The sequence below is a fragment of the Pseudomonas psychrophila HA-4 genome (assembly GCF_000282975.1).
GTDB lineage: Bacteria > Pseudomonadota > Gammaproteobacteria > Pseudomonadales > Pseudomonadaceae > Aquipseudomonas > Aquipseudomonas psychrophila_A.
Genome location: NZ_ALJC01000095.1, coordinates 1 through 15,408, shown reverse-complemented (window position 1 = coordinate 15,408; position 15,408 = coordinate 1). Strand labels below are relative to the sequence as shown.

The window sequence follows — 15,408 nt, the reverse complement described above, 5'->3', positions numbered from 1 at the left end:
TCGGTTCGTTTATGCTCGCAGCGCAGGATTATTTTGGTTGGGTTTGTGTTCGGTGTGTGAGGCCGCACCCGTCGAGTTGCAGTTATTGGGCCGTTCACAGAGGGAGGTGCCTGCGCTCACATTAAGCGAAGGTGACCGGCACTGGCTAAGAGACAAAGGCGTATTAATACTGGGTACTTCGTCTCCCGATTACGCGCCGTTCGATATTTCTGCAGGCAGTGATTACTTTGAAGGGCTCACCGCTGACTATGCCAGCCTTGTCAGCCAACTCTTGCAAGTAGAAATAAAGGTTCGCCGCTACGACACCCGAGCCGAAGTGATTGAAGCCCTCAAGAACCATCAGGTCGACCTATTGGGCACTGCCAACGCCTATGAAATGGCAGATAACCAATTGGCTTTCTCCTCACCCTACGCGCTCGACACACCGGTACTGGTGTCTCGGATTGGCGCCCCCGGGTCGAGCAGTTCGGCCCCTAAAACATTACGCCTGGCAATGCTGTATCACTACCAACCGCAAGAGGTGGTGAAGGCGCAGTACCCAGACGCCGATGTGCAGTTGTATGCATCCACTCTCGGCGCTATTGGTGCGGTCGCTTTTGGCCAAGCTGATTGGTACTTGGGCGATGCAATCAGCACCAATTATTTGATCAATAAAAACTACCTGAATAATGTTTACCTCAAAGGGTTTTCTGCCCTTGAAGGCCTGCCCTTCTCGTTTGCGGCCCATCACCCCAACCCGCGTTTGTTACGGTTAATCAACATGGCATTGGGCGTTATTTCAATGGAAGAATCGTCCGCCATTTTGAACCGTTGGGGCGTCAATGGCATGGATTTCAAAGGCCAGGAACCTTTGAAATTCTCAGCCTCGGAACAGCAGTGGATTGATCAACACCCGCGAGTAAACGTCGCGGTCAACGAGTTTTTACCGTTTACGTTTTTCGATGAACAAGGTGTATTCAGTGGCATTTCTGCTGATTTATTGGCGAAGATAAGCCTAAGAACGGGACTTAAATTCGATCTAATACGCAAACGCACCGTGCCCGAGTTGGTTGACGCAGTTACTCAGGGCGAGGCAGACCTGGTGCCCTCTTTTACGCCGAGTAGTCGTCGTGAACATGTGTTGCGGTTTAGCAAACCCTATCTTTCAACACCTTTTGTACTGGTCACTCGCGCTGCGCCTAACAGTTCCCAAACGCTGGATGACTTGAAAGGTAAACGTGTCGCACTGGTTATCGACACTGTGCTCACGCCCTACTTGGAAAAGCATTTTCCTGGGGTTCATCTGATCGCTGCCAATAACTCGGCGCACGCCTTAGAAATGGTCGCTAAAAAAGACGTAGATGGCGCTATCAATTCGTTGATCAGCGCACGTTATCTGATCAAACAGCAGTACCTAGGACAGTTAGAAATACGCAGCACAGTGGGCAATTCACCCGCGCAATTTTCCTTGGCGGTCGATGGAAAGAAGGACGAGTTGTATTCGATTCTGGGCAAGGCACTGACCAGTATCTCTCCCGAAGAAATGGACCTGCTGACCAGCCGCTGGCACAGCGCCGTGGTGATGGACAACCGTTTCTGGGTGCGCAATCGCTCGACCATTCTCAACCTTTCGGTAATTGCTACGGGCCTGCTGTTGTGCGGCATTATCTGGATCTCTTACCTGCGCAGGTTGGTGCATAAACGCGATCAGGCCGAGCGCGCACTGAATGACCAACTGGCCTTTATGCGCGCACTGATAGACGGCACGCCGCACCCTATTTATGTGCGCGATCGCGAAGGTCGGTTACTGATTTGTAACGAAGGGTATTTGGATACGTTCGGGCTTGAGCGTCAGGACGTGGCAGGCAAAACCTTGTTGGAGTTGACCCAATGTTCAGCCCGGCAAAACCAGGCGCACCATGCCGATTTTTTGGAGGTTATGCAGGAAGGACGCCCGCTGGTGCGCGATCACCTGCTGGAGCTGCCAAACGCCAAGGTGCTCACTATCTACCATTGGATGCTGCCCTACCGCGGCAGCGACAACGTAGTGGTCGGTATTATCGGGGGCTGGATTGATATCAGTGAGCGCCAGCAATTGCTCGAACAGCTACAGGAAGCCAAAGTTCATGCGGACCAAGCTAATCTGGCGAAAAGTGATTTTCTGACCACCATGAGCCATGAAATTCGCACGCCCATGAATGCGGTAATCGGCATGCTCGAGCTGTCACAAAAAAAGGCGGTACAAGGAATCGCCGACAGTGAATCAATTGGTGTGGCGTCGGAGGCGGCCCAGGGTCTACTGGCGCTGATTGGCGACATTTTGGATATCGCGCAGATTGAGTCCGGGCGTTTGTCGCTGAATCCACAGCGAACCCCCCTGATGAAGCTGGTTGAGTCGACGGCGCGGATTTTTGAGGGAATGGCGCAGCAAAAAGGGTTACAGATGAGTTTTGAACTGGACCCTCGTATCAACACCGACGTACTGATTGACCCTTTGCGCTTGCGCCAGGTGCTGTCCAACCTGATGAGCAACGCCATCAAATTCACCGAACAAGGCCAGATACGTTTAAGTGTGCAGGCCAAACGTTCTGACGATGGTGAGCGCTTGCACATCCATGTGCAGGTCGAAGACACCGGTATCGGCATTTCAGAACAAGACCAGTTACGCCTATTTAGCCCTTTTGCCCAAGCCCGCCAGCACAACAAACAACCCGCAGGTTCGGGCTTGGGACTAATGATCAGCCGCCAGCTATGCGAAATGATGGGCGGAACACTCACGCTCCAAAGCACGCTGGGCCAGGGTACCTGCATCAATATGGGCCTCGACATGGTGACGTTGCTGTCTCCTGCGCCATGCGCGGAGCTCACAGAGGCGTCTCCTGTGCAGGTGCGCGCGTTAAAGATACTGGTGGTCGACGACTACCCGCCCAATCGTCGGCTGCTGGCACAACAATTGGGGTATCTGGGGCACAGCGCGGTTGAGGTCGAAGACGGTGCTCAAGGGCTTAAAGCCTGGAAGGCTCAGCGTTTCGATCTGATCATGACCGACTGTGCGATGCCGAACATGGATGGTTATGAATTGGCAAAGAGCATTCGTGCCCATGAATCGGTCAATAATTTGCCGGCCATCTTGATCGTAGGATTTACCGCAAATGCGCAGACAGGCGAAATTAAGCGCTGCATTGCGGCCGGGATGAACGATTGCTTGTTTAAACCTATCAGCCTGCACCATTTGCAGATTCGCCTTGCCAACGTCGATTTAGGCCCACTCATACTGGAACGACAAGACACAAGTGATGAGACCGACACCTTGTTGGATCTGGAAGCACTGGAGCGGCTGACACATGGCGATGCCAACGCCCTGAAGCACTTGATGGAGCCGCTGATCAGCAGTATGGAAGAAGATATGTGGGTATTGTTGAGGGCTTTCACCAAACACGATTTGCCGGGCCTGAGTGATGTGGCCCACAAAGTAAAAAGTGGTGCACGGATGATCAAGGCCCGGCAGTTAGCCCAGTGCTGTGAAAACCTAGAGCAGGCCTGTCTGGAACCAGAATGGAGCCAGTTGGCCCAGCGCGTTGATGAGCAATATGAAGCGATGGCCCGAGTATTGGAGGTGGTCGAGGTGTACCGGGTTTAACCCCTCGGGTGTAGTTATTCATAGCCCATCACTATCGTGGCGCTTCCCGAAAATGGCCCTGAGGCAGGTGTGCTTTGGGGTTTGCGAATAAGCGCAAAGGTCATATTGTCACCGCCGGAACTATTGGTGATGGTTGAATTGAACGATGCGCCCGGATTTATTTGTGTGCTCCCGCGTAATAGCGCAGTTCCCAAATTTGAGTTACTCATGGCAAGTACACCTGAATTGAAGCCGGCAGATGATCCACTAAAGGTGATTTTTACAGGCAGGGTAAAGCCAGGTTCGGAACATGAATAGTTCAGCCGTACATTACTTCGGATTTGGGTACTGCTTACACTTTCACCTACTTTATTGAGGTCCACTTGATTAAAGTTAACAAGGATTGGCGCATTACCATTGATCGTGCACGTGGACAGATCAGGAGCAAGGTCGTTGGCGGCATAAAAATTGAACTTCGGTATAGTGCCGGAGCCGACATTACTGCTTTGTATCATATGGATATCTCCAAGAGCATCCCCAGCTCGCAAATGGACGCCACGTGTATTGTTCACGTACATGTACATGGGCATGCGGACAGACGCACCACCATTTTTATAGGTGGTTGCGACATGGATTCCTGACGCTACTGGGCTACGGTAGTCTGTACCCTTAACGTTCACCCCAACTTCGCGCCCTGTTAATTTAGGGCCAAGGCTGATATAACCGCCATAGAGATGCCAATCATCTTTGGCAGTCGCGCCTCCTCCTCCACCGGGTGAAAAACGACAATCCAACGTAAAGCCATTTAGATTTAATCGATTTGACCCTGGGGACCGTGTCAGCGTGACGGGTACTGACATCCAACTGTTCCAACTTTGAAACTGGAACCAACTGCCTCCATTCGCACTGCACTCAGCGGCGACACTTAATTTTGCGAGCATCATCAGCAGTGCACCAATCACATATTTCATAGCAATATAATCTCTATTGAACAGCGCTTATTTTTATTCCGAACGTTTACACGCGAATGATTTTAACCATTACGGATAATCCAGTTTGAACGTCGACACTGCTGTAAAAACCCCGGCCCTTATTGACTTATCTACAATCGCTTGGGGCTCACCTCTTACATACGCTTTGAACGCAATGATGTTATTGCCGTCAATTAAGGTGTGCGCTTCACTGGGGGTATTGAGGGGCAGCGGTAAATTGGCAGATGTTTCTATTCCTAGCGCTATACCCTCAGCAACACTGCTGCCGTCCAACGCCAGTAGCCCCGGTAATGCGGGGCTTGGAGTGCCGCTAAACGTGGTGGTAACGGAGTCGGCGATGCTGGTGTCGCAGCCTTCAAGATGGATATTGAATTGTTTGCCGATCGTACGGCTATTGGCGTACAGGTAGTGGGTTGAAATTTCACTCATGTCCAGCGTTACGGCATCATCGCCAGGGCGAAGTGTGCAAGGCACTGCAACCAGATTCCCTATGAAGTTAAGGTTGTCGGCGGCCTGCACCTGTTTACTCATCATGAAAGGCATCAGCATCAGTGCCAACAGAATGGGCCGATTGGCTCTGGTTTTTAATTTACGATTCATACGCACTCCAGTTACTGGAATTCGGCGAGCAAGGTCGCTGAAGACGAAAACTCACCCGGGCCCAGTAAGACGCCGGGGCGTTTTATAGGTACCGCTTCCAGCACAGGGGGCGTTGTAGGGTTAATGAGCAAAAGAGTGTTGAGCGCTAATGGCTCACCATTTTGCAAAATCTGTATTCCCAAATCCGCGACGCTGGACTGGATGGCTGACGACTCAAAGGAAGTCGCGACGCCTCTGACTGTCAATAACATTTCCCAAGGCAGCGTGCCTGCCGAACAGGTAATGGTGTAATTCACAGGTTTGAGATAGTTCACGCCATTAACTTTGCTGACGCCCACATCCTTAAAGTCAACTTCAATAATATTGCCGCTGTTGATGGTACAGGGCGGCGGCTCATTCAAGGTTCCATCGAAGGTGAAGTTTGCCATCGCGCTATTGCTATATCCGAGAACGAATAGTGCAAACAGGGCAGGTGAGTTGAAGTGTTTCATCTGTGCGTCCTTCTCATTGCAGCGCAACCACCAATGTTGCCGAAGCTGAAAATGCGCCAGCACTGAGGGTACTGGCAGGCTTTTTCACGGGGACCGCCTCCATTGTCGGCAAGTCCGGATAAGTAAAGTTCACCGTGTTATTGAGGGACCAATCTGCCCCATTGATAAAAAGCTTAATCCCCAGATTTACGTTGTTGGTGCCCAAGACCGCACTGTTAAACCCGGCACCGACGCCCTGCAACTTCAAGGTCATGCCGTTCGATGGCTGGCCAGTACAGGTGACCGTGTAAGGCACGCTCCGTCGATAGTTCACACCGTCAACCCGGGTTGTCATAAGGTCGTTTCCGAAAGGCACGTTGAGCGTGTTTCCGCCATTTATGATGCACACCGGAGGGGCAACGATGACTCCGCTGATTGATACCCCGATTGCCAAAACACGTTGGCTGACTACCAAAAGCAGCCAACTGCACGCCAATATGGCGCAAGCGTTTGCTGATCTAGCCATCGCTCTCTCCTCACTCATAGTTGAGCCTAAAATCCACGACGGCTCTGAAGGCACCATTGGTTAGCGCTGCTGATGTGCGGGTGGGCTGAACATGCCAAGTAAGGGTGTCGCTACCATGGGCCAAAAAAAGTGGCTCACCCCGAGATCCTAAACGCACATCCCGCCCCATCGAGTCAGTCAGGTACAAGCCCATCCCGGTGATGCCCTGTACTTTGACCAACCGTGGATCATCCGCATCGGCAGGCGCCAAAAAAGCGACCGACACCACTGGTTGGTAGGCGCTCCACACCAGCTTGCCCGTACGTTCATTGGTCACGCTGCCGGCGGCACGTCGACAATCAAAAAAACGAAGCTGGAATGCCACCGGTGTTGCGCCATCGCCGGGGCGCTGCAATTGACTACGCGCGACGTTGTTAAGCTCCACGGTCTGATAAGCCGAGGTCATTTCAAGCACGCAAGCGGAATGGTGCAACGAACCGCTGACGTCCAATAATCCGCTCGTGCCCTCGACCTCGGCCTGAGTTTTAAACACAGGCAACGCCAACAACAAACAACTTAAGACCGTCACAATGCGAGGCTTCATAAGACCCTCCTGAAGCATCTGTCACTCGTCACTTGGGGATGCTTGCAGGTCCACCTTGCAGGTACCCGCCGCGCAGCTGAAAGCCAGTGTCGGTCGTCCGCCGTAGTCATTCACATACGTCAAATACGGGGTGATGCCTAACTCTGCAACGCTGGCCCCCAGCATCAGTGAGTCTTTTGGAGAGACCATCAGCGGTTCAAAGCCTGAGGCTGTTTTTGCCTCTTTACTGCGTCGAGCATCGACCAGCGTCACAAAGTACGGGGTCGGGTTGTTCACCTGATAACGATCACCCACACGCGTCAGGGTCAGTTTTTCCTGCCAGGGATTAGACCTTTCCTGCTGGGTCGGTATGATTGAGGCCGGTCGGTAAAACAGCTTTATGCGCGTTTGCAGAGCAATTTGCAGGGTGTTTGCCTTGTCAGTCCGAGGCGGGATTTCACGCAGATTGAAGTAGTAAACAGACTCTCGATCCTGGGGCAGTAATTTGGCCGCAGGCAATGCCTGCACTTTCACCTGGCTTTGTTTGCCTGGCTCCAAACGCTGCACGGGAGGTAGCACCGTTAGCGGGGTGCTGATCTTGTTGCCCTGCTCATCTTCAATCCAGCCCTGAGCCAAATAGGGCAGTTGCGTGTTGTTGTTGATGATGTTCATGCTGACAGCGTCTTTACTGCCCTCAAAAACGACACGGGTTCGATCCAGACCAATGGCCGCTTTGGCAGTATTGATCAGGCAGAACGCTAACAGTGCGATGGCAAAAGGCGCGAAGCGCGTAGTGAATGTCATGAGGGGGTGTTCTCCTTATCGTGATGAGTCACGCCGGTCGATGGCGCAGGATCTGTTGACCCGTTGTCAGCACTGTTGATGTGGCAAGGCAGGTTCAGTGAGGATGTCAGCCCATCAGCGGGCAAACGCGCAGGCAATATCAGCGTGCAGCGTTCGATCCCGCCCCAACTGACGATCATCGCTTCACCGGGCTGAATGCCGCTCAGGTAGACACTGCCGTCCTCATTGACGATGCCCGTGTCTTGCTGCTTTTCATTTTTCACCGTGGCGCCAAACGGCGGTGCACTACCATCCGGTAGCCGCAAAACGGCCATGGCCTTCAAGCCGGAGATCACATCCAGTGAGCGGTAGCCAATAGCGCCCTCTGTCAACGTGAGTTGAGTGACCGATTGAGTCGCCTCGGCATTGGCTGGCAGGTTTTCCAGATCTACGCTGGCCGCTGTGCGGTAATAACTGCTGACGTCCGAAATGACGGCTTTACCAAAGCTATTACTGCGCGTCGCAGCGCCATAGCCACGGATGGGTACATCCGGCACCCCGGCGGTATCGACCATTAATCGGGTACCACCCATGCCGCTGCTTCGATGCAGAGCTGCACCTTGCGCAGTCAGCGTGCCTCCCCCGCGAGCGGACAAGCTGAGGCTGGTGTAATCGTGCTCTTGGGCACTGGCACTAATATCAAGCGAGGCTTGATCACCCAGATGGCTCAGAGAACCGCTGACAGAACGATCACTGGCAGACAGTTGATAGCTGCTGCGCTCACTCAGCCGATCGCTGAAGCGTGCTGAATAGCCATTTCTGTTCGACATCCGGCTGGCACTTGTCGTTAACGTGCCGGACCTGCCCATCGGCAAACTGACCGACAAATACATGCCCGTGTTGCTTTGCGCGCCACTGCGCTGATCACGTTCCTGATTGCGATACAGGTTCATGGCCAGGCTCATATTTTTCACCGTCCCGATACTGAAATAGCGTGCCAGTGAGAGCGTCCAGCGCTCACTTACCGGACGATCCCAGTAAGACTGGTTGCTGTAGTTCAGATAGACGGAAACCCCGGCATCGCGAAACTGTTTGTTAAATGTCGCGGTATAGAGCGCCTTGCTGCCACCGACCTCATCTGCGTAATAGCGGGCATCCAGATATTCACTCATGCTCAGGTAATTTTTTTCAGAAAAGCGGTAACCAGCAAACGTGACTTGGCTGTCGTACTCTTCAAAGTTTTTCGAATAACTCAAACGGTAGGAAGCACCCGACAGCGTCTTGTCATCCAGAGAGGTGCTAGCCCGCGTGGCATCAAATGACACAGCACCGAACGCCAATAGGTCACGCCCAACGCCCACGGTGAAAGCCTTGTAGTTGTTATCCGTAATGGCTCCGCCATACAGCGACCAGCCGTTACTGATCCCCCAAGAGAATTCGCCCGTACCAAATACGTTACCGTGCCCGCCGCTGTGTAAATCGGAAGGCCGCCCCACTGCCGTTTTGTAACGCACAGTACCGGGACGCGTGAGATAGGGAATGCTGGCTGACTCGACAGTAAAGGTTTTGACGCTACCGTCCTGCTCCTCCACACGGACATCCAGAGACCCGGTCACCGCATCATTGAGATCCTGAATGCGAAAAGGCCCCGCCGCGACCAGCGCTTCATAAAGCACACGACCTTTTTGGCTGATGACAACCTTGGCGTTGGTGTTGGCTACGCCAACCACTTCTGGCGCATAACCGCGCAAGTTCGGCGGCAGTTGACTGTCATCGGAGTTAAGCGAGGCGCCCGTAAAGCGGAAGCTATCGAAAATATCCGAATACAAATAACTCTCACCCAGGGTCAGCCGTGACTGGATAGAAGGCAGCGCGCGATAAGCGTAAAAACGACTCCATTCAATTTTTTGATTGCGGTTGACAGCATCCTTATCATCATCGATCCGCCCCTGCCAGTCCGCTCGTACCCGCCACGGGCCGTTGTTAAAACCAACAGTACCGTTACCTGTTATGTCATTGCGGGTCGCTTGATTCTGCTGCTGGATCGACTGGCCAGTCAGGTTGTAATCAATCAGTAAACCGGACACGCCTTCATCCCACCGAGATGGGGGATCCCAATTCGGCGCGTTGTATTCCAGATACGCTTGCGGAAGAGAAACGTAGAGGGTGCTGGTACTCAGGTCGCCTGTGACGTCCATACCTGCCAGGCTGCGAATGTCCAAACACTCGCCGCCTTTCCACCACACAAGCGTGGCTATCTGATCTTGCTTCAAGCCCAACTGCGCCACCAAATCTTGGGACAGGCAAGCTTGACTGCCTTTGGGATCATCCTCAGGTGGGAAAAAACCAATTGGCTGCTCGGGCAATGGCTGAGTATTGACCTGCACGACCATGGGGTAGGTGCCGGGCAAGATAAAACCACTGCGGGAAAATTGGGATAGATCGATATTGCTACGATCGTTCAGATCGAGAATATCGGTGTTGAACTGCACCTCCCCTGCCGAGAATACTGTGCCGCTAATCGACATCAGCCCACCGAGTACACCGGGACGTAATATCGTTTTGACTGCGTAAGGGTTTAGTAAAAAAGACAGCCCAAACATTCAAAAATACTCCAGCCTGAAACGCACCGCAGCACGATGTGTTCCAACAGCCATGGGGCTTCCGTTGCCAATCAATCGAAGGGTGTAATGTAAAACTTGGTCTTTCCCCGTGAGGGGCGTCAGGCTCATGGGTACTCCCGGAATGCTTTCACGCCCATTCATGTCTGTGATGTGCAAGGCCACGCCTTGAGAGGACCCGATAGCTGCAAAAGAGCGCCCCGCCATGTCAGTCAACCCTTCAAAGGTCACCCTGACATGCTCCCAGTCAGGCAAGTACTGTCCCGGTCGGGACGGGTCGGGCCGTGTTAGCGAGCACTGCACTAATCGCAGCAAAAACGGATGAGGCGGACTTTCGCCCTCACGAACCATTCGCCCCACGGGCACAGGTTCCATTTCAATCAATTGATAAGCACTGTTGGTATCCAGCGCACAGGCAGAATCAAGAATTTGTCCGCCCAGTGTGACAACACCACTGCCTTGATCCTGTCGTGTTGCAGCGACCGCTATACAGGAAGTTGTAAACAGGACAAGCGAATAAGTTACCGCCAATGCTGAGAGTGCTTTCACATTAATCTCCCACTTACATTTGCCCTGCCACCGAACTAACGGCGGCAGGGCAAAGGCTTATTGATAAGCCAGGGAGAAGTTAGTGACCGCTGTGAACTCGCCTGGCGTAATGTCGCCAGTTGCTTGACCTTTCAGATAAGCACCAAAAGACAGGGTAGTATTACCGTCAGCGAGTGCTTGCGGTGTAGTTGCCGTCCCCAACACGACTAACGCACCAGCGCCATCGACCATCATGATGCCTGCGCCTTTAGCGTCGCCCACAATACCCAATGCGCCTGGCACATAGACCGACCCGGCACCGGTAAAGGTGGTCGTGACCGTTTTATCAGTGAGCGAACTTGGATCACAGCCAGTAAGTTTAATGTAGAACTCTTCAGGGCGACCATTTCCACCTGCCGCCAATTGCGACTTCGCCACCTGACCCAAGCCGACTGTTTGATCAACACTATCGGGGTCAATTGAACAAGCCGCTTCAATAATGGCCCCTTTAAAAGTGACCGTTCCTTCGCCTGCACCTGCCGCATGAGCAACCGAAGCAGAGCCCGCTAACAAGGCCATAGAAGCCAACGCAGATTTCATTACAACGTTCATCAAAGTAATCCTATGCCAGTTAATTAAAAGAGCTGTTTTATTCACTCATAAGTGCATGGAGACAACGTACGCGGCCGACACTTAGCATTCAGACAAGCAATCGAAACCTATACATCCCGCAACTTTGCTCGCACGCCGAAGGCGTAATAATCCTCCTTGGATTAATTGAGCATTGAGAGATCGCACATTTAACAGCAAACGCCCATTTCAACATTGTTTTGCCGCTCAAACTAAAACACCGAACAACAACATTCGTCCTGAGTTGCGTCGTGTGACTGAGCGGCGAAACTTCGATTAATCTAACTGCTTATTTTAAAAGTACTTGTAAGAATTCCCTGAAGATTTAAAAATCTATTTGACGTTATAAAAACAAAAAAAAACCGCGATCAATGATCGCGGTTTTTGATACAGCAAACGGTTATTGACTCAGTGGGATTTTCGGTGCCCACATGAGCCATTCATCTTCGAATTTGTCGAATAGCGGGAAGGTCTGCTCAGGTCGGGCCTGAGTACCCATTTTTTCGCCATCCGGGGTGGCAAAAGCGATGCCACCTTGAACCAGTGTTTCGAGGGACTCTGTACGCAGAGTCGCGCCTTTAAACAACCCAAAGTCGACACCAAAACCGCTGGTGTTCCAAAAGCGGCTACCGCTACGCACGAGCGGCGCGTAACGCGGTTCGATCAAGATATGCACAAGAACGCGATCGGCGTTGTTGCCTAGTTCATAACCTGTCACCTTGCCGACCGTGACTTCGCGGTACGTGACGGGCACGCCTTCTTTTAGGGAACCACGACGGGCGGCACTCAAGACTAGGCTTAGCCCGGCTTTGGGAGCGACAGCGTCAGGGGCTTGCTCCAAGGCAACAAAGCTGGTTTGTGGACCTTGTTGTTTTGCGGCGGGTTGCACTTCCAGATACTGGCCGGTGACGAGGGTTTCGAGGTTCGCTGTTTTCAGTAAGCCAAGCTCAGGTTTGACCACCCAGAACTGTGTACCCACTCGGGCAATACGACCAGGTACTTCTGTGATTCGCGCCTTGAGCAGTACCGACTGCAGGTCTTCGCTCAAATCGACACTCTCGATTTTTCCGACATCCAGACCTTTAAAGCGGATCGGTGTGCCACGGCTCAAGCCATCAGCGCGCGCGACTTTAATGGTCACGCTTGTGCCTTGTTGCATCGCCGCATCACGGTCGGTAAACAGACGGAAACGCGGGATTCGCTTCTGCAACGGTGCTGTGGCCTGCGGGGTTTCGAATGCAATACCGCCGGCCATAAGGCTTTGCAGAGATTCACTTTTAACCTGAATGCCGCCTGTCAAACCGCCGCTCAATGTGATGCCGCTAGCATTCCAGAAGCGGGTCGAGGCGTTGACCAGGTTTTCGTATTCCTTCTCGATGTGCACGCCGATGATCAGTTGTTTCTGAGTGCGGGAGAATTGATAGCTCTGAACCGAGCCCACCTTGACCTGTTTGTAGAGAATCGGGCTACCGACTTCTAGCGATCCCAGGTTATCGGTGAAGAGCACCATGTGCAGGCCGGGCGAGCGCAGATCGAGTGGCGGCGCTTTTGGTCGTGCAATGAATTCGCGCTCAGGTGTACTGCCTTTGTCGCCGGGGCGAATGGCGATGTAGTTACCCTTAACCAACGCTTCCAATCCGGTGATACCGGCCAGCGAGATCGAAGGTTTGACTACCCAGAACTGTGTCCCTTGCACCAGATAGTCTTCGGCCAATGGATCCAGGGTCAACTCGGCGCTAGCACTGGTCAGGCTGGGATCAATTTTCAGGGTCTTGAGGCTACCCACCTGTATGCCTTTGTACATCACAGGTGTGCGACCGGCTTGCAGGCCTTCGAAGTCACTGAGTTTGACTTTGACTTTGATCCCCGCCTGAGCCGCATCGAAGTCTTCATAGAGACGAAACGGCAGGCTTGAATCGGTAGGCGGGCTGTCTTTGCGGTTTTCGGGTGTAGCGAAGGCAATACCGCCAGCGACGATGCTGGCCAGCGATTCGCTGCGGACTTTTACGCCCGAGAGATTTGCGTCGATGCTGATGCCGCTGGCATTCCAGAAGCGCGTGTGTTTGCGCACTAGGTTGGCGTAAGTGGGCTCGATAAAGACTTTGATCTCGACTGTATTTTGGTCCTCGGAAAGGACGTAGCTTTTGATCTGCCCTACTTGAATCTGTTTGTAGAACACCGGGCTGCCCCGATTCAACGAGCCGAGTCGGTCGGCCTTGAGTGTCAGGTGTAAGCCCGGTTTGTCGTCAGACAGCGGCGGCTCTTGCGACAGGGCCTTGAATTTGCGGGTAGGCTCACCGTCCGCCGGACTGACCGCAATGTAGTTGCCAGACACCAGGGTTTCGAGACCTGTAATACCTGCCAGTGTCACGCTGGGCTTGACTAGCCAGAAACGGGTATTGGTCTTTAGGTATTGCTCCACGTCTTTGTTCATTTCGACAGTGGCAATAACCCCGTTGCTGGGGCCACTATCATCCAGGGCCAATGTTTTGACTTTGCCCACGGGCATGCCTTTGTAGACCACTTCGGTCTTGTTGGCGACGATGCCTTCACCACTTTCGAAGCGTACCTGAATATCAATCCCGGTCTCGCTGTAGGCTCGCCAGCCCAGCCATCCCCCGATGACTAAAGCAATAAGTGGGAGCACCCAGATGGCAGACCAATTGGAGGCTGGGCGGGTTTTAGCGGTAGGCAATTCACTCATGGTCGTCGTCCGACTCCGTGTTATCCCAAATTAGTCGGGGATCGAAAGTTACAGCTGCAAGCATCGTTAGTATCACCACACTGGCGAAGGCCACAGCGCCGAGATTGGCCTCGATACTGGCAATTCGTCCAAAGTTCACCACGGCCACCAGAATGGCAATGACGAAAATGTCCAACATTGACCAACGGCCAATGAACTCGATGAAACGGTACATGATGATACGTTGCCGTGCAGACAATGGCTGACGGCGTTGTACCGAGAACAGCAGCAAGGCAATTCCGACCAATTTGAAGGTCGGCACCAAAATGCTCGCCACAAATACGACGGCGGCAATTGGAATCATGCCGTGCTGAACCAATTCAATTACACCGGCCATGATGGTACTGGGGCTGCCTTGACCCAACGAATTGATGGTCATGATTGGCAGCAGGTTAGCCGGGATATAGAGGATGGCCGAGGTCAGTAACAATGCCCAAGTGCGCATCAGGCTGTCAGGGCGCCGCGCGTGAACCAAAGCGCCGCAACGGGTGCAGGTTTGCTCGTCGGTGTCGGGTTCTTGCCTGTTGAGCTCGTGGCATTCGCCACAGATCAGGATGCCTGCATCAATCGCCCGCATGTAGATCCTCCCCGGACAGTGCCTGCCAAATTTGATGAGGCGACATCACCGCTTCCAACCAGAGTTGGACCAATAACAAGCTGACGAAGCAGGTTAAGCCGAGCCCAAGACTCAACTGCGCCAGATCGGCCAATTTGACGATCGCGACCAATACGCCCATCAGGTACACCTCAAGCATGCCCCAATCTCGTAGGTGGTGATAAATGCGGTAAATGAGCAAACCGTAGCTGCGTCCAATGTTCCATCGAATGCTCAGTAACACGGCGAGTTGGCACAGCAGTTTGAGCAATGGAATACCCATGCTGCACAGGAACACGACAACGGCGATACCTTGCATGCCGGTGTTAAACAATCCGAGTACACCGCTCCAGACGGTGTCTTGCGATGCTTGGCCCAGTAGATTGAGTTGCATGATGGGCAAAAAGTTCGCGGGTATGTAGAGCAATAGTGCGGTAATGACCAAGGCGAGACTACGCTCAACAACATTGTGTCTATGCGCATAAAGCTCGTAGCCGCAGCGCGGGCATTGGGCTTTTTCACCGAGTGCGAGATGCGGCTTGCGCATCAGTAAGTCGCATTCATGACAAGCCACTAACTCGTCCAGCGGTAATTCTGACACCCTGAGGGGGCCAACCGGATCTGGCATATAGGGAGTCTCTGGCTCAAAATTGACTGCACCTATTCTAGTGCGCGGGCTACAAAATAACTGTGTCTATTTGTAGGACTTTAGGTGCGCTGGAAGCTGGAAGCTGGAAGCTGGAAGCTGGAAGCTGGAAGC

13 protein-coding genes are annotated in these 15,408 nt (G+C 53.0%); 1 reads left to right on the top strand and 12 read right to left on the bottom strand.

Annotated features, from left to right (window positions below):
* Window positions 1–106 precede the first annotated feature (106 nt).
* Window positions 107–3,619 (top strand): transporter substrate-binding domain-containing protein, encoded by a 3,513-nt coding sequence (locus B347_RS0115400; protein ID WP_192812383.1) that lies wholly within the window; start codon window positions 107–109, stop codon window positions 3,617–3,619.
* Window positions 3,620–3,633: 14 nt separating this feature from the next.
* Here the strand turns inward: B347_RS0115400 and B347_RS26015 are convergent, their stop codons facing one another.
* The 12 genes from B347_RS26015 to B347_RS0115340 form a co-directional block, all read right to left on the bottom strand.
* Window positions 3,634–4,569 carry a fimbrial protein gene (locus tag B347_RS26015; RefSeq protein WP_081498303.1) on the bottom strand — a complete coding sequence of 312 codons (936 nt, stop codon included), beginning with the start codon at window positions 4,567–4,569 and terminating at the stop codon, window positions 3,634–3,636.
* 69 nt (window positions 4,570–4,638) lie between these two features.
* The gene (locus B347_RS0115390; protein ID WP_019410588.1) at window positions 4,639–5,190 is read right to left on the bottom strand and encodes a fimbrial protein; all 552 of its coding nucleotides are present in this window, start codon (window positions 5,188–5,190) and stop codon (window positions 4,639–4,641) included.
* Window positions 5,191–5,201: 11 nt separating this feature from the next.
* Window positions 5,202–5,681: a fimbrial protein gene (locus B347_RS0115385; RefSeq protein ID WP_019410587.1), complete on the bottom strand. Its 480-nt coding sequence runs from the start codon at window positions 5,679–5,681 to the stop codon at window positions 5,202–5,204.
* 13 nt (window positions 5,682–5,694) lie between these two features.
* Window positions 5,695–6,186, bottom strand: coding sequence for a fimbrial protein (locus B347_RS0115380; RefSeq protein WP_019410586.1), 492 nt, complete (start codon window positions 6,184–6,186; stop codon window positions 5,695–5,697).
* Window positions 6,187–6,196: 10 nt separating this feature from the next.
* On the bottom strand, window positions 6,197–6,769 hold the full coding sequence (locus B347_RS0115375; RefSeq protein ID WP_019410585.1) for a fimbrial protein: 573 nt from the start codon (window positions 6,767–6,769) through the stop codon (window positions 6,197–6,199).
* A 21-nt stretch (window positions 6,770–6,790) separates the two neighbouring features.
* Complete coding sequence (locus B347_RS0115370) at window positions 6,791–7,552, bottom strand: fimbria/pilus periplasmic chaperone (RefSeq protein WP_019410584.1); 762 nt, start codon at window positions 7,550–7,552, stop codon at window positions 6,791–6,793.
* Entirely contained in the window at window positions 7,549–10,134 is a 2,586-nt protein-coding gene (locus B347_RS0115365; RefSeq protein ID WP_019410583.1) for an outer membrane usher protein, read from the bottom strand. Before B347_RS0115365 ends, B347_RS0115370 begins: the two co-directional genes overlap by 4 nt.
* Window positions 10,135–10,701: a fimbrial protein gene (locus B347_RS0115360; RefSeq protein WP_026014225.1), complete on the bottom strand. Its 567-nt coding sequence runs from the start codon at window positions 10,699–10,701 to the stop codon at window positions 10,135–10,137.
* A 57-nt stretch (window positions 10,702–10,758) separates the two neighbouring features.
* Window positions 10,759–11,292: a fimbrial protein gene (locus B347_RS0115355; protein ID WP_019410581.1), complete on the bottom strand. Its 534-nt coding sequence runs from the start codon at window positions 11,290–11,292 to the stop codon at window positions 10,759–10,761.
* 418 nt (window positions 11,293–11,710) lie between these two features.
* Window positions 11,711–14,014, bottom strand: coding sequence for a PqiB family protein (locus tag B347_RS0115350; protein WP_019410580.1), 2,304 nt, complete (start codon window positions 14,012–14,014; stop codon window positions 11,711–11,713).
* Entirely contained in the window at window positions 14,007–14,630 is a 624-nt protein-coding gene (locus B347_RS0115345; RefSeq protein WP_026014224.1) for a paraquat-inducible protein A, read from the bottom strand. Before B347_RS0115345 ends, B347_RS0115350 begins: the two co-directional genes overlap by 8 nt.
* Window positions 14,617–15,276, bottom strand: coding sequence for a paraquat-inducible protein A (locus B347_RS0115340; protein WP_026014223.1), 660 nt, complete (start codon window positions 15,274–15,276; stop codon window positions 14,617–14,619). Before B347_RS0115340 ends, B347_RS0115345 begins: the two co-directional genes overlap by 14 nt.
* Window positions 15,277–15,408 lie beyond the last annotated feature (132 nt).

Bases quoted from the DNA above. Each gene is read 5' to 3' on its own strand.
- B347_RS0115385 (WP_019410587.1), bottom strand. From the start codon at position 5,681: ATGAAACACTTCAACTCACCTGCCCTGTTTGCACTATTCGTTCTCGGA.
- B347_RS0115340 (WP_026014223.1), bottom strand. From the start codon at position 15,276: ATGCCAGATCCGGTTGGCCCCCTCAGGGTGTCAGAATTACCGCTGGAC.
- B347_RS0115355 (WP_019410581.1), bottom strand. From the start codon at position 11,292: ATGAACGTTGTAATGAAATCTGCGTTGGCTTCTATGGCCTTGTTAGCG.
- B347_RS26015 (WP_081498303.1), bottom strand. From the start codon at position 4,569: ATGAAATATGTGATTGGTGCACTGCTGATGATGCTCGCAAAATTAAGT.
- B347_RS0115380 (WP_019410586.1), bottom strand. From the start codon at position 6,186: ATGGCTAGATCAGCAAACGCTTGCGCCATATTGGCGTGCAGTTGGCTG.
- B347_RS0115390 (WP_019410588.1), bottom strand. From the start codon at position 5,190: ATGAATCGTAAATTAAAAACCAGAGCCAATCGGCCCATTCTGTTGGCA.
- B347_RS0115365 (WP_019410583.1), bottom strand. From the start codon at position 10,134: ATGTTTGGGCTGTCTTTTTTACTAAACCCTTACGCAGTCAAAACGATA.
- B347_RS0115370 (WP_019410584.1), bottom strand. From the start codon at position 7,552: ATGACATTCACTACGCGCTTCGCGCCTTTTGCCATCGCACTGTTAGCG.
- B347_RS0115375 (WP_019410585.1), bottom strand. From the start codon at position 6,769: ATGAAGCCTCGCATTGTGACGGTCTTAAGTTGTTTGTTGTTGGCGTTG.
- B347_RS0115345 (WP_026014224.1), bottom strand. From the start codon at position 14,630: ATGCGGGCGATTGATGCAGGCATCCTGATCTGTGGCGAATGCCACGAG.
- B347_RS0115350 (WP_019410580.1), bottom strand. From the start codon at position 14,014: ATGAGTGAATTGCCTACCGCTAAAACCCGCCCAGCCTCCAATTGGTCT.